22 protein-coding genes are annotated in these 25,302 nt (G+C 72.1%); 16 read left to right on the top strand and 6 right to left on the bottom strand.

What is annotated here, in order from left to right; all coding sequences use genetic code 11:
* Nucleotides 1–11: 11 nt before the first annotated feature.
* The 3 genes from frc to AC5677_RS31980 all read left to right on the top strand — a co-directional run bounded on the left by frc (nt 12) and on the right by AC5677_RS31980 (nt 5,019).
* On the top strand, nt 12–1,262 hold the full coding sequence (gene frc, locus AC5677_RS31990; RefSeq protein ID WP_497191356.1) for a formyl-CoA transferase: 1,251 nt from the start codon (nt 12–14) through the stop codon (nt 1,260–1,262).
* Nucleotides 1,263–1,345: 83 nt separating this feature from the next.
* Nucleotides 1,346–3,487 (top strand): acetate--CoA ligase family protein, encoded by a 2,142-nt coding sequence (locus tag AC5677_RS31985; protein WP_497191355.1) that lies wholly within the window; start codon nt 1,346–1,348, stop codon nt 3,485–3,487.
* A 98-nt stretch (nt 3,488–3,585) separates the two neighbouring features.
* Nucleotides 3,586–5,019 (top strand): OFA family MFS transporter, encoded by a 1,434-nt coding sequence (locus AC5677_RS31980; RefSeq protein ID WP_497191354.1) that lies wholly within the window; start codon nt 3,586–3,588, stop codon nt 5,017–5,019.
* Between the two features lie 49 nt (nt 5,020–5,068).
* Here the strand turns inward: AC5677_RS31980 and AC5677_RS31975 are convergent, their stop codons facing one another.
* Nucleotides 5,069–5,437, bottom strand: a complete 369-nt coding sequence (locus AC5677_RS31975; protein ID WP_497191353.1) for a chorismate mutase — start codon at nt 5,435–5,437, stop codon at nt 5,069–5,071.
* A gap of 189 nt (nt 5,438–5,626) precedes the next feature.
* Complete coding sequence (locus tag AC5677_RS31970; protein WP_497191352.1) at nt 5,627–6,304, bottom strand: GntR family transcriptional regulator; 678 nt, start codon at nt 6,302–6,304, stop codon at nt 5,627–5,629.
* A 353-nt stretch (nt 6,305–6,657) separates the two neighbouring features.
* Here AC5677_RS31970 and fdhD point away from each other — a divergent pair, with 353 nt between their 5' ends.
* The gene (gene fdhD / locus AC5677_RS31965; RefSeq protein WP_497191351.1) at nt 6,658–7,512 is read left to right on the top strand and encodes a formate dehydrogenase accessory sulfurtransferase FdhD; all 855 of its coding nucleotides are present in this window, start codon (nt 6,658–6,660) and stop codon (nt 7,510–7,512) included.
* 42 nt (nt 7,513–7,554) lie between these two features.
* Here fdhD and AC5677_RS31960 read toward each other — a convergent pair whose 3' ends face one another.
* Nucleotides 7,555–7,998, bottom strand: coding sequence for a MarR family winged helix-turn-helix transcriptional regulator (locus AC5677_RS31960; protein WP_497191350.1), 444 nt, complete (start codon nt 7,996–7,998; stop codon nt 7,555–7,557).
* A 160-nt stretch (nt 7,999–8,158) separates the two neighbouring features.
* Here AC5677_RS31960 and AC5677_RS31955 point away from each other — a divergent pair, with 160 nt between their 5' ends.
* The 3 genes from AC5677_RS31955 (at nt 8,159) to AC5677_RS31945 (ending at nt 12,100) form a co-directional block, all read left to right on the top strand.
* Nucleotides 8,159–9,100: a quinone oxidoreductase family protein gene (locus AC5677_RS31955; RefSeq protein ID WP_497191349.1), complete on the top strand. Its 942-nt coding sequence runs from the start codon at nt 8,159–8,161 to the stop codon at nt 9,098–9,100.
* A gap of 328 nt (nt 9,101–9,428) precedes the next feature.
* The gene (locus AC5677_RS31950; RefSeq protein WP_497191348.1) at nt 9,429–11,402 is read left to right on the top strand and encodes an exo-alpha-sialidase; all 1,974 of its coding nucleotides are present in this window, start codon (nt 9,429–9,431) and stop codon (nt 11,400–11,402) included.
* A gap of 68 nt (nt 11,403–11,470) precedes the next feature.
* Entirely contained in the window at nt 11,471–12,100 is a 630-nt protein-coding gene (locus AC5677_RS31945; protein ID WP_497191347.1) for an SMI1/KNR4 family protein, read from the top strand.
* On the opposite strand, the gene AC5677_RS31940 is transcribed toward AC5677_RS31945, so the two are convergent.
* Nucleotides 12,097–13,200, bottom strand: a complete 1,104-nt coding sequence (locus AC5677_RS31940; RefSeq protein ID WP_497191346.1) for a bile acid:sodium symporter family protein — start codon at nt 13,198–13,200, stop codon at nt 12,097–12,099. The two genes, AC5677_RS31945 and AC5677_RS31940, sit on opposite strands and share 4 nt — an antisense overlap.
* Nucleotides 13,201–13,422: 222 nt before the next feature.
* Between AC5677_RS31940 and AC5677_RS31935 the strand changes: the two genes are divergently transcribed.
* The 6 genes from AC5677_RS31935 (at nt 13,423) to AC5677_RS31910 (ending at nt 19,791) form a co-directional block, all read left to right on the top strand.
* Nucleotides 13,423–14,286, top strand: a complete 864-nt coding sequence (locus tag AC5677_RS31935; RefSeq protein WP_497191345.1) for a LysR family transcriptional regulator — start codon at nt 13,423–13,425, stop codon at nt 14,284–14,286.
* 234 nt (nt 14,287–14,520) lie between these two features.
* Nucleotides 14,521–16,347, top strand: coding sequence for an AMP-dependent synthetase/ligase (locus AC5677_RS31930; protein WP_497191344.1), 1,827 nt, complete (start codon nt 14,521–14,523; stop codon nt 16,345–16,347).
* A gap of 95 nt (nt 16,348–16,442) precedes the next feature.
* Entirely contained in the window at nt 16,443–17,501 is a 1,059-nt protein-coding gene (locus tag AC5677_RS31925; RefSeq protein WP_497191343.1) for a hypothetical protein, read from the top strand.
* Between the two features lie 92 nt (nt 17,502–17,593).
* Nucleotides 17,594–18,427: an aldo/keto reductase gene (locus tag AC5677_RS31920; protein WP_497191342.1), complete on the top strand. Its 834-nt coding sequence runs from the start codon at nt 17,594–17,596 to the stop codon at nt 18,425–18,427.
* Nucleotides 18,428–18,624: 197 nt separating this feature from the next.
* A complete protein-coding gene (locus AC5677_RS31915; protein WP_497191341.1) occupies nt 18,625–19,416 on the top strand; it encodes a VOC family protein in 792 nt (263 codons plus the stop codon).
* A gap of 150 nt (nt 19,417–19,566) precedes the next feature.
* Nucleotides 19,567–19,791 carry a hypothetical protein gene (locus AC5677_RS31910; protein ID WP_497191340.1) on the top strand — a complete coding sequence of 75 codons (225 nt, stop codon included), beginning with the start codon at nt 19,567–19,569 and terminating at the stop codon, nt 19,789–19,791.
* Between the two features lie 6 nt (nt 19,792–19,797).
* Here the strand turns inward: AC5677_RS31910 and AC5677_RS31905 are convergent, their stop codons facing one another.
* Complete coding sequence (locus AC5677_RS31905; protein WP_497191339.1) at nt 19,798–20,409, bottom strand: TetR/AcrR family transcriptional regulator; 612 nt, start codon at nt 20,407–20,409, stop codon at nt 19,798–19,800.
* Between the two features lie 236 nt (nt 20,410–20,645).
* On the opposite strand from AC5677_RS31905, the gene AC5677_RS31900 reads away from it, so the two are divergent.
* On the top strand, nt 20,646–21,497 hold the full coding sequence (locus tag AC5677_RS31900; RefSeq protein WP_497191338.1) for a class I SAM-dependent methyltransferase: 852 nt from the start codon (nt 20,646–20,648) through the stop codon (nt 21,495–21,497).
* Nucleotides 21,498–21,545: 48 nt separating this feature from the next.
* Here AC5677_RS31900 and AC5677_RS31895 read toward each other — a convergent pair whose 3' ends face one another.
* Complete coding sequence (locus AC5677_RS31895) at nt 21,546–22,514, bottom strand: class I SAM-dependent methyltransferase (RefSeq protein ID WP_497191337.1); 969 nt, start codon at nt 22,512–22,514, stop codon at nt 21,546–21,548.
* Nucleotides 22,515–22,634: 120 nt separating this feature from the next.
* Here AC5677_RS31895 and AC5677_RS31890 point away from each other — a divergent pair, with 120 nt between their 5' ends.
* Together AC5677_RS31890 and AC5677_RS31885 are read left to right on the top strand one after the other, a co-directional pair.
* Entirely contained in the window at nt 22,635–23,750 is a 1,116-nt protein-coding gene (locus tag AC5677_RS31890) for a DUF1266 domain-containing protein (RefSeq protein WP_497196835.1), read from the top strand.
* A 19-nt stretch (nt 23,751–23,769) separates the two neighbouring features.
* Nucleotides 23,770–25,155, top strand: a complete 1,386-nt coding sequence (locus tag AC5677_RS31885; RefSeq protein ID WP_497191336.1) for a cryptochrome/photolyase family protein — start codon at nt 23,770–23,772, stop codon at nt 25,153–25,155.
* Nucleotides 25,156–25,302 lie beyond the last annotated feature (147 nt).

The raw sequence follows: 25,302 nt of genomic DNA, 5'->3' as shown, positions 1-25,302 counted from the left end.
GTGACCTGGCCGTGGAGAACGCACCCAGCGCCGCGGGAAAAGCACTCAGCGGTGTCCGTGTCCTCGACATGACCCACGTACAGTCCGGTCCGTCCGCCACCCAGCTGCTCGCCTGGCTCGGCGCGGACGTCATCAAGCTGGAGGCGACCACCGGTGACATCACGCGCAGGCAGCTGCGCGACATCCCGGACGTCGACTCCCTCTACTTCACGATGCTCAACTGCAACAAGCGCAGCATCACCCTCAACACCAAGACCGACCGCGGCAAGGAGCTGCTGACCGAGCTGATCCGGCGCAGCGACGTCCTGGTGGAGAACTTCGGGCCCGGCGCGGTGGACCGGATGGGCTTCACCTGGGACCGCATCCAGGAGATCAACCCACGGATCGTCTACGCCTCGATCAAGGGCTTCGGCGACGGCCCGTACACCGATTTCAAGGCGTACGAGGTGGTGGCGCAGGCGATGGGCGGGGCGATGGCGACGACCGGCTTCGAGGACGGGCCGCCGCTGGCGACCGGGGCGCAGATCGGCGATTCGGGGACCGGTGTGCACTGCGTCGCCGGGATTCTGGCCGCCCTCTTCCAGCGCGAGCGCACCGGCCGCGGGCAGCGGGTCAAGGTGGCGATGCAGCATGCGGTGCTGAACCTGTGCCGGGTCAAGCTGCGCGACCAACAGCGCCTGAAGCACGGCCCGTTGGCGGAGTATCCGAACGAGAGCTTCGGCGACGAGGTGCCGCGCAGCGGTAATGCGAGCGGTGGCGGGCAGCCGGGGTGGGCGGTGCGGTGTGCGCCCGGCGGCCCCAACGACTACGTCTATGTCATCGTGCAACCGGCCGGCTGGCGGCCGCTGACCGAGCTGATCGGACGGCCGGAGCTGGCCGAGGACCCGGACTGGGCGACGCCCGGGGCCCGGCTGCCCAAGCTCGCGAAGATGTTCCAGCTGATCGAGGAGTGGAGCCGGGCGCTGCCCAAGTGGGAGGTGCTGGAGCGGCTGAATGCCCACAACATCCCCTGCGGGCCGATCCTTTCGACGAAGGAGATCGTCGAGGACGCCTCGCTGGCCGCCAACGAGATGGTCGTGACGGTCGAGCATCCCGAGCGCGGGCCCTTCACCACCGTCGGATCGCCGCTGAAGCTGTCCGACTCCCCCGTCGAGGTCGATCGTTCGCCGCTGCTGGGCGAGCACAACGAAGAGGTGTACGTGGGCGAGCTGGGGCTGGACGACGAGGAACTGCGGCTGCTCAAGGCGAACGGAGTCGTCTGATGGGGAACGGGGCGGGGAACGGGACGGGGAAGGGAACGGGGACGGGGACGGGGGATTCGTTGGCGGGTCCGCTGGGTCGTCCGGTGCGCAACGGCCGGGGGCCGAGGGAGGCCGTACGGGCCGTGCTGGCGGCCGCGCGGGCCGAGGGGCGGACGGCGCTGACCGCACCCGAGGGCAAGCTGATCGCGGATGCGTACGGCATTCCCACCCCGGCCGAGGGCCTTGCGGAGTGCGCCGATGACGCGGTGGCGCTCGCCGACCGGATCGGGTTCCCGGTCGCGCTGAAGATCGTCTCGCCGGACATCCTGCACAAGACGGAGGCGGGCGGCGTACGGGTCGGGCTGGGTTCGGCGGCCGAGGTGCGGGGTGCGTTCACGGCGATCGTGCGGAACGCGAAGGCGTATGACCCGAAGGCGCGGATCGCCGGTGTCCAGGTGCAGCAGATGGTGCCCGACGGGCAGGAGGTGATCGTCGGGGCGGTCACCGATCCGACCTTCGGGAAGATCGTGGCGTTCGGGCTCGGCGGGGTGCTGGTCGAGGTCCTCAAGGACGTCACCTTCCGCCTCGCGCCGGCCTCGGTGCACGACGCGGCGTCGATGCTGGACGGCATCAGGGCGGCGGAGATACTCCGCGGGGCGCGGGGCGCACCGCCCGTGGACCGTGCCGCGCTCGCCGACCTCATCGTCCGCACCTCCCAACTCGCCGCGGATTTCCCGGAGATCGCCGAGGTGGACCTCAATCCGGTGTTCGCGTCGGCGGCGGGGGTGCGGGCCGCGGATGTCCGCATCCTGCTGTGCGAGGGGGTGGTGGCCGAGCGCCGCAGGCATTCCCGGGACGAGATCCTCGCCGCGATGCGCCGGCTGATGCGGCCGCGGTCGGTGGCGGTCATCGGCGCCTCCGGCGAGCCGGGGAAGATCGGGAATGCGGTGATGCGCAATCTCCTCGACGGCGGCTTTCCCGGGGAGATCCATCCCGTGCATCCCAGGGCCGACGACATTCTCGGCCGCAAGGCGTACAGGTCGGTGAGGGATGTGCCGGGCGAGGTGGATGTGGCGGTGTTCGCCATCCCCGCGCCCCTCGTCCCCGCGGCGCTGGAGGAGGCCGGCCGCAAGGGCGTGCCGAACGCCGTCCTGATCCCGTCCGGCTTCGCCGAGACCGGTGAACACGCCCTGCAGGAGCGGATCGTGGCCATCGGCGAGGAGTACGGGGTGCGGCTGCTGGGGCCGAACATCTACGGCTACTACTCGCCCTGGCAGGACCTGTGTGCCACGTTCTGCACGCCGTACGACGTCAAGGGCGGGGTGGCGCTGACCTCGCAGTCCGGCGGCATCGGGATGGCGATCCTCGGCTTCGCCCGGACCACCCGGACCGGGGTCTCGGCGATCGTCGGGCTCGGCAACAAGTCGGACGTCGACGAGGACGATCTGCTCACCTACTTCGGCGAGGATCCGCACACCCGCTGCATCGCCATGCATCTGGAGGACCTCAAGGACGGGCGGGCGTTCGTCGAGGCCGCGCGGGAGACCGTACGCACGAAGCCGGTCGTGGTGCTGAAGGCGGGCCGCACCGGTGCCGGGGCGAGGGCCGCGGGCTCCCACACCGGGGCGCTGGCCGGTGATGACGCGGTCTACGACGACATCCTGCGGCAGGCCGGGGTCATCCGGGCGCCGGGCCTGAACGACATGCTGGAATACGCGCGGGCGCTGCCCGTCCTGCCCACCCCCCGGGGCGACAACATCGTCGTCATCACCGGCGCCGGCGGCTCCGGGGTCCTGCTCTCGGACGCCGTCGTCGACAACGGCCTGGAGCTGATGGAGATTCCAAAGGACCTGGATGCCGCGTTCCGCCGCTTCATCCCGCCGTTCGGCGCGGCCGGCAACCCGGTGGACATCACCGGCGGCGAGCCGCCGTCCACGTACGAGGCCACCATTCGGCTGGGCATGGCGGACCCGCGGATCCATGCGCTGGTGCTGGGCTACTGGCACACCCTCGTCACCCCGCCGATGGTCTTCGCGAAGCTGACGGCGCGGGTCGTCGAGGAGTTCCGGGCGCGCGGGATCGAGAAGCCCGTGGTGGCGTCGCTCGCCGGGGACACCGAGGTCGAGGAGGCCGCCGCGTACCTCTTCGAACGGGGCGTCGTGGCCTACCCCTACACCACCGAGAAACCGGTGGCGGCGCTCGGTGCGAAATACCGCTGGGCGCGGGCTGCCGGGTTGCTGAGCTGACCCCGCCCGCTCTCCGGGAGCAACGGGGAAAGCGGACAGGGGCGCGCCGAGCGGGTTCTTTCGATTCCTGGGGCCGAGCGGAATTCCAAGGGGATGAGATGAGCGGAGAGAAGGAACGGCATGCGCGGGTGGTCGCCTTCCGGGAAGTCACGGACGCCAAAGGCCGTGTCTACCGGATCGGCGAGACGGACCGGGATCTGCTCGGCCATTCCCGCAAGCTGATGGTGTATCTGCCGTGGATCGCGATGATGGCCATCAGCGTTTCGGAGTACGCATACGGCTCGGCCGAGGACACCCTCTCGACGGCCCACGGCTGGACGCAGAGCAACACCTTCTGGATTCTGAGCGTCTGGGTGTTCTTCCAGGCCGGCATCGCCTTCCCGGCGGGCTGGCTGCGCGAGCGGGGAATTCTGACCGCCCGCAAGGCCATGTTCCTGGGTTCGGCGCTCTGCCTCGTCGGCTTTGCCGCCCTCGCCCACCTGGACGATGTCTTCCTGGCCCTCTGCGGATTCGGCGTGGTCGGCGGCCTGGGCTCCGGCCTCGTCTACGCCACCTGCATCAATATGGTCGGCAAATGGTTCCCCGAACGGCGCGGGGCGAAGACGGGTTTTGTGAACGGCGGTTTCGCCTATGGCGCGCTGCCCTTCATCTTCGTCTTCAACTACGCCTTCGACACCGCCGATTTCGCCGAGGTGCTGGACCTCATAGGCGTCTATGTCCTGCTCGTGGTGGGCGGCTGTGCCTGGTTCTTCAAGGATCCGCCGAAGAACTGGTGGCCCGTCGGCATCGATCCGTCCCCGGGCGCCCGGCAGGGTTCGGGCCGGGGAGGCCCGGCTCGCCGCTCCGGCACCGGGAAGAGCGCCGCGAGCCTGGCCAAGAACCCGCCCGCGGTACGGCAGTTCACGCCCAAGGAAGCCATCCGGACCGGCATGCTCCCGCTGATGTGGGTCACCGTCGTCATGACCGCCGGTGTCTCCATCTTCGGGATTTCCTTCCAGGTGGACTTCGCCAAGGAAATCGGGTTCGGACCGCTGGTCGCCGCCTCGTCGATGGGCGTGATGTCCGTCGTCAACGGCGTCGGGCGGGCGGTGGTCGGCTGGCTGTCCGATCTGTGGGGCCGCAAGCTGACCCTGGTGTTCGTCATCGTCGTACTGGGGCTGGCGCAATTCGGCGTGATCTGGGCGGGCGACATCCACAGCGAGTGGCTGTTCCTGTTCTTCGCCTTCCTCTCGGGATTCGGCGGCGGCGCCTTCTACCCGATGTTCGCGGCCCTGACCCCGGACTACTTCGGCGAGAACTACAACGCCACCAATTACGGGCTGGTCTACAGCGGAAAGCTGGTCAGCGGCCTCTTCGGCGGCGGGCTGGGATCGATGGTGGTCGACGCCTGGGGATACGACGGCGCCTACGCGCTCGCCGGCGGCGTTTCGATGGTGGCGGCCGCACTCGCCCTTTTGCTGCACCAGCCGGGGCGCACCAGGGCGCGCGATGTGACACCCAATCCCCGGCCGATCAGCCGGGAAATGATCTGAGGCGGCGCGGGACACGCTCCCGCGCCGGCGAGGCGGCCGTCCGCCCGGCTCAGCCTGCGGACGGCCCGCCCTGGAGGCCCAGCGTTCCGTCGGCGATCGCCCGGTGATGCCGGACGACCTCGTCGATGATGAAGTTCAGGAACTTCTCCGCGAACGCCGGATCCAGCCGGGCGTCCTCGGCCAGCCTGCGCAGCCGCTCGATCTGGGCGGCCTCCCGGGCCGGGTCGGCGGGCGGCAGGCTGTGCCGCGCCTTGAGCTCGCCGACCTGCTGGGTGCACTTGAAGCGCTCGGCGAGCAGATGCACCAGTGCGGCATCGAGGTTGTCGATGCTGCTCCGCAGATAGCTCAGCCGCTCGCGGGCCGCCTGGTCGGCGACCGCGGCCGCCTCGCCCGCGGAAGGTGCTGTCCCCTCGCTCATATGCGTCTCGCCATTCGTGGTCGGTGCCGTGGTCGTGAAGGTGTTCCGTTGCCGGTCGCGCCTCGTGCGTGGTGCCGCATCGTGCGTGATCGGATGCACATTACCCGGAGGGGGGCGGGGTGGCGGGGCCGGTCTCGCGGATCGGAACGAGGGTGCGCGCCGCCACCGGTCCGCCGGTGCCGGGGCGCCTCAGGACCGTTCGCGCTCGTGGTAGCTGCGGCGGGTGTGCTCGGTGTGCGCGCGCATCACCTCGGTGGCGCGCGCCTCGTCCCGGTCGGCGATCGCCGCGATCAGCGCGCGGTGCTCGGTCCACGACTGCTTGCCGCGCTGCCGGGCCACCGGCGTGTAGTACCAGCGCACCCGCCGCCCGACCTGCGCGGCCAGCTCCGCCAGCACCGCATTGCCGGCCAGCTCCATCACCTTCGCGTGGAAGGCGGCGTTGGTGGCCACCGCGCCGTCCACATCGTCGTCCAGTACGGCGCGCTCACCCCGGGCACACAGCTCCTCCAGCTCCGCGATGCCGGCCGAACCGGCGTTGGCCGCCGCGAGCCGGGCCGCCTCCGCCTCCAGCAGCGTACGGACCGTCAGCAGCTGGTCCGCCTCCTCCTCGGTCGGCTCGTGGACGAAGGCCCCCTGAGCGGGGCGCAGGTCCACCCATCCGTCGGTGTTGAGCCGCTGCAGCGCCTCGCGGACCGGCTGCCGGGAGACGCCGAGGAGGCCGGCGAGTTCGCTCTCGACCAGATGCTGGCCGGGGCGCAGCGCACGGGTGGTGATCAGCTCCAGCAGCGCTTCATAAACGCGCTCGCGCAGCGGGCCGGGTCGTTCGAGCTTCGGCACGACTCCCTGCGGTAGCCCTGTGGACAGCATCGAGGTCCCCCTCTGTGGACGCGTACGGAAGGCACGGAAGGCGATGAGCGGAATGCGATGTTTACGTGATGTCGACTTGACGGTCGCGCGGGTGGCGATTGGTTATCGTCTACAGTCTACCGAGGGTGCGCCGTACCACACGGGGTGACCTGGTGACGTACCTCACGGACGCGGTCGCCTGGACCCCCAACTACCGGGGAAATGCCGCCTGTTGAGCCGGGCCGGCCGCGGCGTGGAGCGCGCCGGGCGACAGCCCCGGCGGCCGCTGCATCAAGATGCATCAAGGGCCGCCACGGCCACCGGCACACAGCACCGGGACTGACCGCCACCGGCGAGGACGGGACTGATCGGACATGGGACGAGTCACGGAACGACGCAAGGTGATCCGTATCCGCGACGGTGCCGTGAGCACCCGCCCGGACACCCTCGTCGCCGAGGAGCCGATGGAGATACGGCTCAACGGCAAGCCGCTGGCGATCACCATGCGCACGCCCGGTGACGACTTCGCCCTCGCCGCCGGCTTCCTCGTCAGCGAGGGCGTACTGGCCCGCGCCGACGAACTGGCGAACATCGTGTACTGCGCGGGGGCGACCGGCGAGGGAGGCGGCAACACCTACAACGTCGTCGACGTCCGGCTCGCGGACGGGGTGCCGGTCCCGGACATCACCCTGGAGCGCAACGTCTACACGACGTCCTCCTGCGGGCTGTGCGGCAAGGCCAGCCTGGACGCGGTCCGCACCCAGGCACACTGGCCGCTGGACGGCTCCGACGCCGACCTGCGCATCGAACCGGCGACGCTCGCCGCCCTCCCCGACCGGCTGCGGGCCGCCCAGCGGGTGTTCGAGCGGACCGGGGGCCTGCATGCCGCCGCGCTGTTCACGACGAGCGGGGAACTGCTCGACATACGGGAGGACGTGGGCCGGCACAACGCCGTCGACAAGATCGTCGGCCGCGCGCTCCAGCAGGGGCGGTTGCCGCTGTCGTCCTGCGTCCTGATGGTCTCCGGGCGGGCGTCCTTCGAGCTGGTGCAGAAGGCCGTCATGGCGGGCATCCCGGTGCTGGCGGCGGTCTCCGCGCCGTCGTCGCTCGCCGTCGACCTGGCCGCCGAGACGGGGCTGACCCTCGTCGGATTCCTGCGCGGCAGCTCGATGAACGTGTACGCGGGCGAGCAGCGCCTCGCCCTGGGGGCGACGGTCGCCGCGGACTGAGGTCCTGCGCCCGCGGACCGGCCCGCCGGGGGCAGCCCTTCGCTACTCCGGCAGCGCGATCCTGGTCAGCAGGGCGACCAGCTGCTCGCGCTCGGCCGGGGTCAGGGCCGCGGTCAGCTCGTCGTTGGCCTCGTCGCCGAGCTTCTGCGTACGGCGCAGCCGGCGCTCACCGTCGGCCGAGATCTCGATGGCGTTCTTGCGCCGGTCCTTGGGGTCGGGCGTGCGGGTGACCAGGCCCTCCTTCTGGAGGTCGTTGACGATCGCGACCATGTCCTTGGGGTCGATGCCGAGCGTCCGGCCGAGTTCGGCCTGCGAGACGGGTCCGAGATCGGCGACGGCGGACAGCACGGCGTGATGCATCATCCGCATGCCTTCGGCGGCGAGGGCATCGGCGACCAGGCGGTGGCCGCGGGCGGCGGCGCGGCCCAGCAGCCAGCTGGGGAGCGCGCGGATGCGGGAGGGGGCGTAAGGAGGGCGTTCGGCCATGGCGCCACCGTATCGGGAAATCCATGGGGTCCACCAATGAAAGTCACCCGGAAACCATTGGCTCCCCCAACGTTTCATGGTTACTGTTGGGGCACCCAATGAATCCGGGCGGCGTGCGGGGATCCGTGCGCCGTTCGACACCCCCTGGAGGTGGCGGCCCGTGCGCCGAGTCCGATTCCATACCTACGGCGGCCCCGAGGTCCTGCGCGTCGAGGAGGCCGAGCCCCCGGTGCCCGGCCCCGGCGAGCTGCTGGTGCGTACCGAGGCGATCGGCGTCACGCTGCCGGGTGTGCGCCGGGTGCGCGGGGACGGCAAGGGCGGCGGCGATCCGCTGCCCGGCATGCCCGGCGGCGAGATCGCCGGGGAGATCGTCGCGCTCGGCCCGGACGTCACCGGCTTCGCGGTGGGCGACCGCGTCACCTCGCTGACCTTCAAGGGCTCCTACGCCGAACTCACCCTCGCCCCCGCCGCCCTGGCGAGCCGGATCCCCGAGGGGGCGAGCGCCGTGCAGGCGGTCGCGCTGGTGCGCGGCGGGCAGGTCGCGCTGGCGGCGCTGAGCACCGCCGCGCCGGCCGGCACCGAGTCCGTACTGATCACTGGGGCGGCCAGCGCCACCGGGCATCTCGCCGTCCAACTGGCCAAGCTCCAGGGGGTGCCGCGGGTGGTGGCCGCCGTCAGCTCCGCGGACAAGGCGGAGTTCCTGTACGGGCTCGGGGCCGACGAGGTCGTGACGTACGACCAGGAGTCCTGGGGCGAGCCGGCCGACATCGTGCTGGACGGCGTGGGCGGCGAGCTGCTGCCGCGGGCGCTGGCCGCGGTCGCCGAGGGCGGCCGACTGATCTTCTTCAACTCCGGTGGCGGCACGGTCCCGGCGTATGAGCTGCTGGCAGGCTCGAAGACCGTCACCGGGCTGACGATGCGGCGCTTTTCCACCATCCACCGGGAGCGGTACGAGCGGCACCACGAGCAGCTGTGGGACCTGGCACGGACGGGGCGGCTGCGGGCCGCCGTGCACGCCGAACTGCCGCTGGCCGACGCCGCGAAGGCACACGGGATCATCGAGGCGCGGGCCAATCTCGGCAAGGTGGTGCTGCGGCCGTGAGGGGCGGCGGACAGAGGCAGGACGGGCGCGGCGGGGATCTCGGGCAGGCCCTAGCCTTGAGGCAGCGCGGGTGAACAGGCGGCGCATCCGGCACCCGCGGCGCAGCGGGCACGCACGGCGCAGCGGTCACGCACGGCGCAGCGGACACCCGCGGCCCGCACGGCGCACCTCCTGCGGGCCGGGCGAGTGATTTCCGGGCCCCGCACGGAGAACCGACGCAGGCTCCTTGTCGCGGCCCGCACACGGCAGTAGCTTCCGTCGCGGATGCACATAGGACGTGGGATGTCCTGATGACCCGACGCCGAACCCCGAAAGGGCAGGCCGGACCATGACGTCAGTTCTCCGCGCACACCCCAGCCCCTGCAGCAGACCTCGGCGGCGCCGCGCCGCGACCGTTCTCGCCGCGGTGACCGCCGCAGTCCTCGCCCTCCTACCGGCCTCCCCCGCGGGGGCCGCACCCGTCCCGGCCGCACCGGACGCCACGGCCCCGGCCCCCGCGGGCGGCTTCGAGCAGCAGGTCCTCTTCAAGGCCACCCAGGAACAGGGCTATTCCTGCTTCCGCATACCGGCCATCGTCAAGTCCCAGCGCGGCACCCTCCTCGCCTTCGCCGAGGGCCGGGCGCACGACTGCGGCGACGCGGGCGACATCGACCTGGTCGTCCGGCGCTCCACCGACGGCGGCCGCACCTGGGGACCGCTCCAGGTCATCAACCACGGCGACGGCGACACCCACGGCAATCCGGCCCCCATCGTGGACCGCCGCACCGGCCGCATCATCATCGCCGAGACGTACAACAAGGGCCGCACCGACGGTCTGAGCTGCGATGTCCCCTGCGACCGCACCCCGCACCTCCAGTACAGCGACGACGACGGAGAGACCTGGTCCGCACCCCGGGACCTGACTCCCACCATCCGCCCGCCCCAGTGGAACTCCTGGTACGCCACCGGGCCCGTGCACGGCATCCAGCTCACCCGGGGCCGGCACGCGGGCCGTCTGGTCTTCGGCATCAACGCCGAGAGCTACGCCCAGGGCCGGGTCACCGAGAACCACGCGGCGCTGGTGCACAGCGACGACGGCGGCCGCACCTGGAAGGTCGGCGCGCTGGACACCTGGCCGATCGCCGGGAACGGCACCTTCCGTCAGAAGCCCTCCGAGATGACGCTCCTGGAACGCTCCGACGGCTCGATCTACGTCAACGGCCGCGAACAGGACGGTACGGACCTGGGCCACCGCACGGCCGCCGTCAGCCGCGACGGCGGCGACTCCTTCGCCGCGCCGTTCCGCGCGATCCCCGATCTGTACGCCCCGATGGTGCAGGCCTCGGCGCTGCGGCTGCCCCGGTCGCACGACGCCGGTCCCGGGCGCACCCGTACCCTCTTCGCCGCGCCGGCCGACCCCGACCGGCGCCGGACCATGACCATCCGCTCCTCCTGGGACGAAGGCCGCACCTGGGAGGGCGTCGACCGGGGCGCCCGGGTCACCACCGACTGGTCGGGCTACTCCGACATGGTCGCCCTCTCCCCCGACGTCACCGGCCTGCTCTACGAGGGCGGCAAGGCGGACGCCCGCGACGAGATCCGCTTCGTCCGCTTCACCGAGGACTGGCTCGGCCCGCGCCGCGCCCCCGATCCCACCACCCGTGACGACGCCCCCGGCGCCCGCCCGGCGCTCGTCCTGGGCGGCGCCCAAAGCACCGACGGCGTGTTCGGCGGCGCGCTGGCCTTCGACGGCAAGGACGACGCCGTACGCCTCCCCTTCCGCACCTCGCTCCCGCTCGGCACCGACGACTTCACCTGCAGCCTCTTCTTCCGCTACGACGCCACCACCGGCGAACAGCCGATGCTCTGGATGGGCGGCGTCGGCAGCAGATCGCCCCAGGTCGCGGTGAGCGCCGACCCCGCGAACCACCGGATCACCGCACACATCACCGCCGTCGACGGCGCCCGGCCCACGGTCACCGCGCAGGTCGCGACCACGGACGCGTACAACGACGGCCGCTGGCACCATCTCGCGCTGCGCCGCACCGGCGGCCGACTGCTGCTCACCGTGGACCTCACCCGGACCACCAGCGTCCCGGACGTCCCGGGCTCGGTCAGCCGTGGCTCGGTCTTCGGCGTGCACCTCGGCCAAAAGCTGGACAGCCGCGCGCAGTTCACCGGCGCGCTGGACGAGGTACGCGTCTACCGGCGGGCACTGACCGACGTCGAACTGTCGGGCGTACGCACCTCCGACGCGTACGCCGCGGGACCGCTGGTGTTCCGGCTGGCGCTCGACCGCGTGCACGGCGGCGGGCGCAACTGAGCCGGGGCCGGGGCCGGGCTCGTCGCCGGTTCGGGGCCGTTGTCAGTGGGCGGTGGTACCACTGAGCCATGGCACCGACACAGCCCGATGAGCCCGGTCAGCCCCTGCGACCTCATCGGTCCGTACGGGCCCAACAGCCCGTACGGACCGAACCCACCGGCATCGACTCCCTCGAAGCGCTGCGGGCCGCCCTCGCACCCGGCGGGGGTTCGCCCCCGCTGGGCCGGGCGGCCGTGCGCGCCTTCGAGGCCGAGCACCGCATCACCCTCCCCGAGCCGTACCGCACCGTCGTCGCGGAGATCGCCGACGGGTGCCCGGACGGCCCGCCGGACTACGGTCTGGTCCCTGTGGCGGCCCTCCCCGAGGACTGGTCGGGCGAGCCGTCCGACCGCGCCCTCGACGCTCCGTTCCCGCTGACGGAGGCCTGGATGTGGGAGGACGACCCACGGCCCGCCGCGGAGATCGATCCGCTGGTGACGGCGGTCTTCGACCACGGTTCGGTGGTGCTCGGGACGGACGGCTGCGGCATGTACTGGCATCTGATCGTCAGCGGCGCACAGCGCGGCCATGTCTGGCTCATATGCGGGGAGGGCGCGATCCCCTTCGGAGCGCCGTTCGGCCACACCACCGGGGAGCCGGGCTTCGCAGGCTGGGTACGGCACTGGGCGGCGGGCAAGCCCTGGTACGACGCGGCTTAGCGCGGCGATCCACTCACGACTGCGCCGGTCTGCCCGTCGTGGGCCTCCCCGGTGCGCGAAGCGGCCCCGGACGGCGCCGTCTCCGCGGTGTCGGCGTCCGTATCCGTATCCGTATCCGCAAACGCATCCGGCCGCGCCGCGAACCGCTTCGCCAGCACCGCGCACACCATCAGCTGCATCTGGTGGAACACCATCAGCGGCAGCACCGCCAGTCCGGCCTGCGCGCCGAAGAGCACGCTGGCCATTGGCAGACCGGCCGCGAGGCTCTTCTTCGATCCGGCGAAGGTGATCGCGATCCGGTCCCGGCGGTCGAAGCCGAGCTTCCGGGAGCCGTGCCAGGTGCCGGTCAGCATCAGTGCCAGCAGTGCGGCCTCCACGCCCAGCAGGCACAACAGGCGCAGCGGCGAGACCTGGTGCCAGATGCCCTGGACCATGCCGGCGCTGAAGGCGGTGTAGACGACGAGCAGTATCGAGCCGCGGTCCACATAGCCGAGGACCTTCTTGTGGCGGGTGAGGAAACCGCCGACCCAGCGGCGCAGCAACTGCCCGGCGAGGAAGGGAAGCAGCAACTGGCAGACGATGGAGAGCAGCGAGTCGGCCGAGAAGCCGCCGCCGTCGCCCGGCAGCACGAGGCCGGCCAGCAGCGGGGTGAGGACGATGCCGATGATGCTGGAGAACGATCCCGCGCAGATCGCCGCCGCCACATTGCCGCGTGCGATGGAGGTGAAGGCGATGGAGGACTGGATCGTGGACGGCACCAGGCACAGGAACAGCAGCCCGGTGTACAGGGTCGGCGGCAGGACGGCGGGGACCAGCGCGCGGGCGGCCAGGCCGAGCAGCGGGAAGACCGCGAAGGTACAGGCCAGGACGGTGAGGTGGAGCCGCCAGTGGCGCAGCCCCGCCATCGCCTCACCGGTGGAGAGCCGGGCGCCGTAGAGGAAGAAGAGCAGGGCGATGGCTCCGGTGGAGGCCCCGTCCGTGACGGTGGCGGCCGTTCCGCTCGCGGGCAGCAGCGCCGCCAGGCCGACGGTCCCCACCAGGGCCAGGATGTATCCGTCCACGGGCAGCCAGGAGGGCAGGGCGACAAAGGGGCGGCGCATGGTCTCTCTTCGGGTGGTTCGGCGGTGCGGGGGCGGCATGGGCGGGGGCGGCGTGGGCGGCGGCAAGGACGGTGCCCTGGCCAGCGTGCCGGGCAGAGCGGCGATCGGGAACCCCTCTTACCGTGGTGACTGTCATCACGAGATGCAATCACGAGGCGCAATCACGATCGGGGGCCCGACCGCGGAACCCGATCACGATCCCGGAGCCGCACGATGAAGGCCATGTTCGAACCCGCGCAGCTGCGCACCTTTCTCACCGTGGCGCAGACGCTGAGCTTCACCCAGGCCGCGCACCGCCTCGGGCTGCGGCAGTCGACGGTGAGCCAGCACGTACGGAAGCTGGAGGATGCCGCCGGACGGCGGCTGTTCGTCCGGGACACCCACGCCGTGGAGCTGACCGAGGACGGCGAGGCGATGCTCGGGTTCGCGCGCACGATCCTGGAGGCCAATGAGCGGGCCGCGAGCTTCTTCGCGGGGACGCGGCTGCGCGGCCGGCTGCGGTTCGGCGCCTCGGAGGATTTCGTGCTGACCAGGATGCCGGAGGTGCTGGAGGGTTTCCGGCGGGAGCATCCCGAGGTCGATCTGGAGCTGACGGTCGAGCTGTCGGAGACGCTGCACGAGCGGCTGGCGGCCGGGCGGCTCGATCTCGTACTGGCCAAGCGGGGCCCGGAGGAGTCGCGCGGGCGGCTGATGTGGCGGGACCGGCTGGTGTGGGTGGGCACGGAGCGGCTGCGGCTGGACCCGCAGCGGCCGGTGCCGCTGGTCGTCTACCCGCCGCCCGCGGTGACCCGCGCCCGCGCGCTGGAGGCGCTGGAGCGCCAGGGCCGCGAGTGGCGGATCGCCTGTACCAGCGGAAGCCTGAACGGTCTTATCGCCGCAACTCGGGCCGGACTGGGCGTTATGGCGCACACCATGGGCATGATCCCGCCAGGCCTGGTGCGGATTCCGTCGCGCGCGGGGCTGCCGGAGCTGGGCGGGGTGGACTTCGTCCTGCTCCACGGGCCGCGCTCACGTGCGGCGCAGGGCCCGGCCGAGGCATTGGCCGACGCGATCCTGGCGGGCGGGGACCGGCTGCACATGCCATAGGCACACGGGCCGCGGGCGCCTCATGCAGAGATTTCGTGCAGAAAAGGTCCCGGCGTGGTGATAGTCCGGAGACGAATCGGCTGGGCCATGTCCGCGCTTACCCGAAGTAACCCGAATTCTGACCTTGGCCATTTCCCGTGCACGCTCGTTCGCGCCGTGGTACCGCCCTGCCGGACGCCGTCGCCTTGGGGTACGGTCTCGGCCCTGTGAGGAGCACCACGAAGGGCTGGGTCATTGCGCGAGTTCACCGTCCCCCCTTTGGCAACCGCACCGCGGGTCGGCGGGCTTGCGGATTCCGTCTACGAGAATGCCGACAGTGACCCCGGACGCGTCGCGCTGACGCGCAAGGACGACGAGGGGAACTGGCAGGACGTCTCCTCGGCGCAGTTCCGGGACGAGGTCATCGCGCTCGCCAAGGGTCTGCTGGCGCAGGGCGTCCGGTTCGGCGACCGGGTCGGCATCATGTCGCGTACGCGCTACGAGTGGACCCTGTTCGACTTCGCGCTGTGGTCCGTCGGCGCCCAGTCCGTACCGCTGTATCCGACGTCGTCGGCCGAGCAGGTCTTCTGGATGCTGCACGACGCCGACGTCACGGCCTGCCTGGTCGAGCACGAGGACCATGCGATGACCATCGGTTCGGTCATCGACCGGCTGCCGCAGCTGCGCCGGCTGTGGCAGCTGGATGCGGACCCGGTGGCGGAGCTGACCGCGGCCGGTGCGCACATCGAGGACGATGTCGTGCACCGCCACCGGATGGCTGTCACCCCCGACGCCACCGCGACGATCATCTACACCTCGGGCACCACGGGCCGCCCCAAGGGCTGCGTGATCACGCACGCCAACTTCATGGCCGAGTCCGACAACATCGTGCTGCGCTATGAGCGGGTCTTCAAATCCAAGGCGGGCGAAGAGGCGGCCACGCTGCTCTTCCTCCCCCTCGCCCATGTCTTCGGGCGCATGGTGCAGGTCGCGGCCGTCCGCGGCCGGGTCAAACTGGCGCACCAGCCCGAGCTCGCGGCCCGTGCGCTCCTGCCCGACCTGCAGAGCTTCCGGCCCACCTTCATCCTCGCGGTGCCCTACATCTTCGAGAAGGTCTTCGCCGCGGCCCGGCGCAAGGCCGAGGCGGACGGCAAGGTCGGCCCGTTCGACAAGGCCGTCGAGATCGCGATCCGCTACGCCGAGGCGCAGGAGAACAAGGCGTTCGGCACCGGCTCCGGGCCCAGCGCCGCGCTGCGGATGCAGCACCAGATCTTCGACAAGCTGGTCTACAGCAAGGTCCGGGACGCCATGGGCGGCCGGGTGCGGCACGCGATGTCGGGCGGCTCGGCGATGGAGCGCCGGCTCGGGCTGTTCTTCGCCGGCGCGGGAGTGATCATCTACGAGGGCTACGGCCTGACGGAGAGCACCGCGGCCGCCACCGCGAACCCGCCCGAGCGGACCCGCTTCGGCACCGTCGGCGTGCCCGTCCCCGGTACGACCGTGCATCTCGCGGAGGACAACGAGATCTGGCTCTACGGCGGCCAGATCTTCCACGGTTACCACAACGATCCCAAGGCGACCGATGCGGTGCTGCACGACGGCTGGTTCGCCACCGGCGACCTGGGCGCCGTGGACGAGGACGGCTATCTGACGATCACCGGCCGCAAGAAGGAAATCCTGGTCACCTCCGGCGGCAAGACGGTCTCGCCGGTACCGCTGGAGGAGCGGGTGCGGGCGCATCCGCTGGTCGCCCAGTGCATCGTGGTCGGCAACGACCGGCCGTTCATCGCCGCCCTGGTGACGCTGGACCCGGAGGCGGTCGCGCACTGGCTGACCATGCGCGGCAAGCCGGAGATGCCGCCGGGTGACCTGGTGCGCGACCCGGATCTGGAGACCGAGATCCGGCGTGCGGTGGTCGCCGCGAACACGCTGGTCTCGCAGGCCGAGTCGATCCGTACGTTCCGGATACTGGCCAACCAGTTCAGCGAGGAGCACGGGCTGCTGACGCCGTCCCTGAAGCTGAAGCGCAAGGCGATCGAGACGGCGTACTCGGCCGAGGTGGACGCGCTCTACCGGGCGTGACGGCCCCTGCACGGTGACCGGCCTCCGCCACCCGGCGGAGGCCGACCGTCCCCAGGTCTGACGTCCGCCGCGGCGCGGATCGGCAGACTCCGGGCATGACCACCCGCCGCCTCACCCTGCTCGGCCGGACCGCGGCCGCCGCCTGCGTCCCGTACCTCACCCTGAAGCTGCTGTGGGTGCTGGGTTTCGACCTCGGCGTCGTCGACACCGGGCGCATCGACCGCACCTCCTGGCTCGCGGCCAATGCCTTCACCTTCCTCCTGGACGCCGTCGCCGCCCTGGTGGCCTACACCCTCACCCGCCCGAAGGGGCTCCGCGCCCCGGCATGGCTGCTGGCCTTCCCGCTGTGGATGGCGTCCGGCCTGCTCATCCCGCTCATGGTGGGCATCCCCGGCAGCCTCCTGGCCGCTCCCTTCGTCGACGGCACGCACCCGATGGCCCGCGGCGACTTCCTCCAGCCATGGGTCTTCGGCGTCGTCTACGGCGGCTTCATCATCGAGGGCGTCGCGCTCTTCGGGGCGTTCGCCGTCTACGCGCACCGCCGGTGGGGCGACCTGCTGTGCCGCCCGCTGCGCGACCTTCCGGATACCGGTACCCGCGCCGTGCAGCGGATTCTGGCGCTGCCGGCCGCCGTACTGACCGCCGTCCTGGGCGTCGTCCAACTGCTGTGGGGCACCGGTTCCACCCTGGGCGTCACCGCGGCCGAGGCGGGCGCCCGTACGGCCGTCACCTACACCTCCGACTGCGTACAGGGCCTGCTCTCGCTGGCCGGCGCGCTCGGGGTGCTGTTGCTGCTCTTTCCCCGTCTGCTGCCCCGCCGGTCACCGCTCGCCGGGCTGCGGGTACGGGTGCCGCTGACGCTGGCATGGGTCGGCAGCGCGGCGGTCTTCGGCTGCGGCGGCTGTCTGTGGGTGACGCGGACGCTGGCCGGTGACCTCACCACGGGCGTGTCCCCCGCGCCGGGCGGCCTGCCGGGGCTCGTCGGCGCCGCGGAGCTGTTCACCGGGCTGGTGCTGCTCTGCGTGGGCGCCCTCACCCTGGCCGAGCTGACGTCCAAGATCCCGGACGGCCCCGGACGCCCCGGCTCGTCCGTCCGGCCGGCCGGCAGTCTTCCCGTCGCGTCTCCGCCGGCGGGAATGCCCGGCGGGGGATGATCGTTGAACGCGAGAGCGCATTCCCACCGAAACACGTACATGCGCACACACGCGTCATCACGCAGTCGACCGATGTAAGGATCGAATCCCCCGTGAGCAAGGTTCCGTCCATCACGCTCAACAACGGCATCGCGATGCCCCAGCTCGGTTACGGCGTCTGGCAGATCCCGGACGACGAGGCGGCCACCGCCGTCGGCCAGGCCCTGGAAGCGGGCTACCGCAGCATCGACACCGCCGCGATCTACGGCAACGAAGAAGGCACGGGCAAGGCCCTCGCCACCTCCGGCATCCCCCGCGACGAGCTCTTCGTCACGACGAAGCTGTGGAACACCGACCAGGGTTACGACGCCGCCCTGCGCGCCTTCGACGCCTCCCTGGCCAAGCTGGGCCTGGAGTACCTGGATCTGTATCTGATCCACTGGCCGCTGCCCGCCAAGGACACGGCCATCGAGACCTACAAGGCCCTCGAGAAGATCTACGCGGACGGCCGCGCCAAGGCCATCGGCGTCTCCAACTTCCTGCCCGCCCACCTGGAGCGGCTGCTGGGCGAGACCTCCATCGTCCCGGCCGTCAACCAGATCGAGCTGCACCCGCAGTTCCAGCAGGCCGAGTCGCGCGCCTTCCACGCCCGGCACCACATCGCGACCGAGGCCTGGTCGCCGCTGGGCCAGGGCCGCGGACTCCTCCAGGACCCGACGGTCACCGCTCTCGCCGAGAAGCACGGCAGGACCCCCGCCCAGGTGGTGCTGCGCTGGCACCTCCAGCTCGGCACGATCGTGATCCCCAAGTCCGCGACCCCGTCCCGGATCCGGGAGAACATCGACGTCTTCGGCTTCGCGCTGGACGACGCCGATCTGCGCGACCTCGCCGGTCTCGACTCGGGCAACCGCCTCGGCCCGGACCCGGCCACGTTCGACATGGCCTGACGGTCGCCGTCCAGGTGTCGTCCGCGGCGGTGCCGCCCGGCCGCTCCGGGCGGCACCGCCGCGCACCGGCCGGGCGGGGGGGGTGGCGGACCGGCCGCCGAGTGGCGGGCCGGGCGGGCGGCGGGAAGTGTGGGGAGAACGGGTCGCCCCTGCGCCCATCGGCAGGGGCGCGTACCACGCCCGCCGAGGAGGCAACGATGCCCGACGTCACCGCTCCCTACACACCGGGGACGCCCTGCTGGGGCGATCTCGCGGCCCCCGACCAGCAAGCCGCCATTGATTTCTACTCGGGCCTGTTCGGCTGGGCCGGGGAGATCGGGCCATCGGAGACCGGCGGCTACGCCGTGTGCCGGCTCAAGGACAAGCCGGTGGCCGGCATCATGGCCGCGATCGCGATGGGCGGCCAGCCCGCACCCCCGACGGTGTGGACCACCTACCTCACCACCGACGACGCCGACGCCACCCAGCGTGCGGTCGAGTCGGCGGGCGGCACGGTACTGATGCCCACCATGGACGTGATGACCCTCGGCCGGATGTTCATCGCCGCCGACCCCACCGGAGCCGTGTTCGGCGTCTGGCAGCCGGTCGACTTCCCCGGCGCTGGCATCGTCAACGAGCAGGGTGCCGTGATCTGGAACGAACTCAACACCACCGACCGGGCGGCCGCGGCCGCCTTCTACGAGGCGATCCTGGGTATCCGGACCGAACCCATGGAAGGCGCCGAGGGCTACTTCGCGCTCAGCGTGAACGGCCGTGCGGTGGGCGGCATGCAGCCGATGCCCGAGGGCGTCCCAGAGGGCACCCCCTCCCACTGGCTGACGTACTTCGCGGTGGCGGACACCGACGCGACGGTCGCCGCACTGCAGGCGGCCGGCGGGTCGACGCTCAAGCCGCCGTTCGACATGATCGCCGGGCGAATGGCCGTCGTACAGGACCCGCAGGGCGCACCCTTCGCCGTGATCAACCCGAAGCCGATGAACGGGAGTTGAGCGCATCCGCGGACCGGTGTCCCCTCCGCGCTTCCCCCAACACCGCGGAGGACGCGGAGGGTTGACCCGCTCCAGCCCGATCGGATCAGGTCTCCGCGGCCGACGGCGCGTAGCATCCGGGGAGCGGAGCCGACGGGACGGGGAGCACGGATGGCGATGTCGAGACGGGCCGGGTACTGGGCAGTTGGGGCATGGGCGGCCTTGGTGATCGTCGGAGGCGGCGCCACCCTGATGCTCCAGGAACCGGACACTGCGTCCGGTCGGCCGCAGCCGGCCCCCGGCGGCCGCCCCACCGCGACATGGACCGGGTGCCCCTCCTCCGTACCCCACCACGACCACGCCATCGTTGCCTGCGCCGTCAAGGTGGACGACTGACGGCCGTCACGCCGGGCCGACGGCCCTACCGTCGCCATTGCCGATCAACATGGCGACCAGCCGCTCCGCCTGCGCGCGCGGGTCGGGTGCGCCGGACCAGCTGGTCATCAGCAGATGGTGCACGGTGCCGACGAGCGCGAGCGCGAGCGTGCCGGTGTCGGTGCCGGGCGCCAGGCGCCCGAGCCGCTGTTCGGCCCGCAGATAGGCATCGATCGCCCCCTCGACGGCCGCGAAGCCCGGCGCCCCGGTCTCCAGCGCCTGGCGTACGCGCAGGAAGGCGGCGGGGCGGGTGAGGGCGAGGCTCGCGACCGTGGGGCCCACCGAGTCCAGCAGGACGCACGCGACGCCGACGAGGTTCTCGGCGAGGGTGCCCCGGCCCGCCCGCGCGGGCAGTTCCCCGGCCGTCCGCGCGGTGCGGGCGAACCGGTCCAGGCAGAGCTCGGCGATGAACTCGTCCAGCCCGGCGAAGTGAACGTTCAGCAGCCCCTTGGCGCAGCCCGCCTCACCGGTGATCGCCCGCCCGGTCAGGCCGCCCGGCCCCTCCCGCGCCAGCACTCGCTCGGCGGCGGCGAACAGCCGCTCGCGGACATCGGGGATCGCCACTCCACGCGGTGACATGGGACCGGTGACCTCTTCCTTCGTAGTTCTTCGTAGTTCTTCGTTCTTCGTAGTTCTTCGTTCTTCGTAGTTCCTCGCGGTGCCTCGTAGTTTCCCGTACGGGCTCCTGGCCTCATCCCACCACGTCCGAACGGCGGTGCGGCGAGCGGGGGTTGCTGGTTTGGGCGCGCGCCCATACTGTTTGGGCACTTGCCCATACCAGGCGCGGACAGCGTTCCCACCGGAGGTCGCCCGACATGCAGCGCAGCACCAACACCGAGCAGGAGAAGGCATGGAACGGTTACGAGGGCGCCCACTGGGCCCGCCATCAGGACCGGTGGGACGCGGTGAACGCGGGCTTCAACGACGCCCTGTTCGCCGCGGCCGCGATCGGGACGCCGGACCACGTCCTCGATGTGGGCTGCGGCGCCGGATCCACCACCCGGCTGGCCGCGCGCCGGGCGGCCGGCGGGCGGGCCGTCGGTCTCGATCTGTCCGGCCCGATGCTGGAGCGCGCCCGCGCGTCCACGGCCGCGGAGCGGCTCGCCAATGTGGCCTTCGAGCAGGGCGATGCGCAGACCCACGACCTCCCCGCGAGCGCCTTCGACGTCGTGATCAGCCGCTTCGGGGTGATGTTCTTCGCCGACCCCGTCGCCGCCTTCGCCAACATCCGCCGCGCCCTTCGCCCCGGTGGCCGGATGGTGTTCCTCTGCGGCGCGGGGCCCGAGGGCAACGAATGGCTGGCGGCCGTGGCGGGGCTGCGCGAGTACCTGCCCCTCGGTGATTTCGGCGTCCCGGGCAGCGCCGGGATGTTCTCCCTCGCCGACCCGCGGCGCATCCATGACGTGCTGTCCACCGCCGGATTCACGGACGTCACCACGACCCATGCGACGGGCTACGGCACCTGGGGCCGCGACGCCGACGACGCGGCCGCGCTGCTGCTGGGGTCCGGCCCCGGACGCCATCTGACCGGCCAGGTCGCCCCGGAGGTGCAGGACCGCGCCCGCGCCGCCCTCACCGACGCCCTGCGCCGGCACGAGGACGCCGACGGGGGCGGGGTGCGGCTGCGGGGTACGGGCTGGCTGGTCACCGCGGGCCGCGCGGCCTGACGGCCCTATCGCGGTGTGCCGTCCACAAAGCGACCACGGCGCGAACCGTCAACGGCCCCTGCCCCGGCCCAGCACGCCGCGGGGTGCCGCGTGGGCCGTGTGCACCGTCTGGGCCGCGAGCAGGAAGGCGTCCGGGCGGCGGGCCAGGCCGGCCGCGTCGTGCGGGTCGCAGAGCCGGGCGAGGGTGGTCACATCGTCCGCGGCCAGCTGGTCGCCGTAGGCCTCCATGCCGCGACGGAGCTTGGCGAGGACGTACTCGCGTGCGGCGCCGGACAGCGGGGCGGGCAGGTCCAGGAGGAAGCTGCGGGTGACGGGGGTGCGCAGGCCGGCGTCGGCGAGGAAGGCGGGCCAGTCCTCGAGGGCCTGCTCGGCGCCCGGCAGCGCCGCCCGCATCTGCGTGAACCACTCCTCGCCGACCGCGTCGAGGCGCGACTGCAGCCCCGGGCGGCCGATGCCGATGTCGCGCGGCAGGAAGCGCTGGGTCAGGCCGCCCTCGGCGATGGCGAGCAGACCACCGGGCCGCAGATGCCCGGCGAGGGCGGCCACCGCGCCCCGCTGGTCGCCGATGTGGTGCAGCGCATTGCTGGACCAGATGAGATCGGCCCCGCCGAGCGCGTCCAGCCCGTCGGAGATCTCGGCGACATGCGTGCGGATGCGGTCGCCCAGGCCGAGGCGGTCGGCGCGGGCGCGGGCCCGTTCCAGGAGGGCCACGGTCGGGTCCACCGCCACCACCTCCGCGGCGGGGAAGGCACGGGCCAGGACGCAGCTGGCGACGCCCGGCCCGCTGCCGACGTCGAGCACCCGGCGCACCGCGTCGGGGCCGCCCCCACCGGCGGCCGAGAACAGCTCGCGCAGCCACCCCGCCGCCTCCTCGTAGACCGGCGTGTGCACCTCGGCGCCGCTCTCCAGGTACGGGCCGAGCACCGCCCAGTCCATCTCGGTGCCGTGACCGTGTGCATGCCGGTGCCCGTGTCCGGAGTGGGTCCGGCCGGGTTCCGGGTGATCGTGAGGGGTCATGCGGTCGAGCCTCCGATACTGATCGTTCCCAGGGCAACCTTCGTTGCCGGTTCGGCAACCCCGGCTCCCGCCGGGCCACCGGCCCACCGTAGGGTCGAGGACGTGGTGACTGCGGGATGGATGCCGCCGACCGACACGGAGCGGCGACTGTGCGAAGCGACGGCACGCGGCGACTGGAACGGACAACTCGCGGCGCTCGCCGGCGAGGATCTGTACCTGGCGGCGCCGCAGCCGGGGCAGGACCCGCTGCCGGTGTACGACGATCCCGTGGCGGGCGGTAAGTGCATTCCCGTCCTGACGCGCGGCATGCTGCCGCCCTGGCAGCCGCAGCAGTTCTTCGACCGGGTCTCGCTCGAAGAACTGGCGCAGGACTGGCCGAACGACAAATGGCGGCTGGCCGTCAACCCCGGGACCCCCTCCGCCGTCCTTCTGGCCGCGACCCCCGCCCACCGTGCCGCCTGGATGCAGATGCGCGCGCACTTCGGCGTGCGGCCCGGCGGGCTGCTCGCCACCCACTACGGCGGCCCCCTGCACGGCCCGCTCGCCCAGGGCCTGGCCTGCGGCGCCCCTCTCGCCGTGCACCACAGCGTCCCGTGGAACGAGCTCGGCACCCTCTTCCTCGACCACACCGTGGACGCCGGGACCTTGCGCGAGCAGTGGTCGGTGACCGACCCGGCGAGCTGGCAGCAGCGCCTCGACCAGCTGCTCGGCGGGCAGTTCGTCCCCGCGGAGACGGAGGCGGCGCTGCGCGCACGGTCCGCCGACGGCGCGGAGCACCCGGAGGGTGGGGAAGACGGGCAGGACACGGAGGACGCGGAGGACGCGAAGGACGCGGTCGGCTCCGAGGGGACGCCGACGGCCGACGGTCCTCCCGGACTCCCCGCACTCGTCACCCGCTACGAGGAACGCTTCCGTGCCGACGGGCTGCTGGCGCCCGAGGGCCGGGTGGTCTCCGTCCTCGCCCTGGACCAGGTCCACGCGGTGAACCTCGTCCGCCGGGGCCTGAGCGCGCGGCTGTGCACGCCGCAGCAGGCCGAGCAGGCCGTGCTCCGGGCCGGCGCGCGGGCCAGGGAGGTGTACGGCTCGTGGGAGGAGTTCGCCGCGGGTTACGCGCTGGGCCGCATGCTGGCGTACGACAACGGCTGGTTCGGGCCGGAGTACGCCCAGACCCTGCATCTCCATCGCGTCCTCACCCAGGATCCGGGGTCGCCGTGGCGGAGCCTGCCCTTCGTGTGACGCCGTGTAGAGCTGGGACATGAATGTAGCGATCTGTCTGTTCACCTCTGATCTGCGGCTGCACGACCAGCCGGTGCTGTCCGCTGCGCTGCGCGCCGCGCCGCAGGTGATTCCGCTGTTCGTCGTGGACTCCGGCATCGCGGACGCCGGGTTCCCGGCCGCCAACCGGGCGGCCTTCCTCGCCGACTCCCTGGCCGATCTCGACGCGGGGCTCCGGGAGCGCGGCGGCCGTCTGGTCATCCGTACGGGTGATGTGGTCCGGGAAACCTGCCGGGTGGCCGCGGAGGCCGGGGCCGGGACGGTCCATGTCGCCGCCGGGGTCAGCGGGTATGCGCTGCGCCGGGAGCGCCGCCTGGACGCGGCGCTGGCGGCGGACCGGCGGGCGCTGGTGGTGCACGACGCGGTGGTCACGGCGTTGCCGCCGGGTGTGGTGACGCCCAGCGGATCCGGGACCGGAAAGGACCACTTCACGGTCTTCACGCCGTACTTCCGGCGGTGGCAGGCGGAGGGAGCGCGGGCGGTGCGGGCGGCGCCGCGCGCCGTACCGGTGCCGGAGGGGGTGCGTTCGCAGAAGGTGCCGTCGGCGCGGCTGCTGTGCCCCGGCGGGCGGCCGTCGCCGGACCTGCCGAAGGGCGGCGAACGCGCCGGCCGGCGCCGCCTTTCGGCCTGGCAGCGGTCGGGCCTGGCCGACTACGCGGAACGCCAGGACGACATGCCCGGCGATGCCACCTCGCGCCTCTCCCCGTATCTGCACTTCGGCTGCCTCTCGCCGGTGGAAGTGGCGGCCAGGGCGGCGCGCCGCACGGACCCCGGCGCCCAGGCGTTCGTGCGGCAGCTGGCCTGGCGGGACTTCCACCACCAGGTCCTCGCCGCCCGCCCCGACGCGGCCACCGCCAACTACCGCGACCGGGGCGACCACTGGCGGTACGACGAGGCGGAGGTGACGGCGTGGAAGGAGGGCCGCACCGGATATCCGGTGGTCGATGCGGCGATGCGGCAGCTGCTGCACGAGGGCTGGATGCACAACCGCGCCCGGATGCTGGTGGCGAGCTTTCTGACCAAGACGCTGTACATGGACTGGCGGATCGGCGCCCGCCACTTCCTCGACCTGCTGGTGGACGGCGATCTGGCCAACAACCAGCTCAACTGGCAGTGGATGGCGGGCACCGGTACGGACTCCCGGTACAACCGGGTGCTGAACCCCATGATCCAGGCCCGGCGGTTCGATCCGCAGGGCGACTACGTACGGCGCTGGGTCCCGGAGCTGGCCGGCCTCGCGGGCCCGGCGGTGCACCGGCCGTGGCGGCTGTCCGGGCCCGAGCGGGCGGCGTACGACTATCCGGATCCGGTCGTCGACTGGGAGGCGGGCATGGCACGGTTCCGGCGGGCACGGGGGCTCGCATAGCGGCATCGGCATCATGCGGGGAAGACATGGCAGGGGACGGCGCCGCGGAGTCGGGAGATGATGCGGGCCAGGCATCCGGCCACGACCGGCCGGAGCGAGGGAACCGACGGAGAGGACGGATACGACATGTGCGGGAGCGCTGTGCGC

It is taken from the genome of Streptomyces sp. JLSY215 (assembly GCF_059682825.1).
Note: the sequence above shows the minus strand (reverse complement) of the source record. Positions and strands in the feature narration are given on the sequence as shown.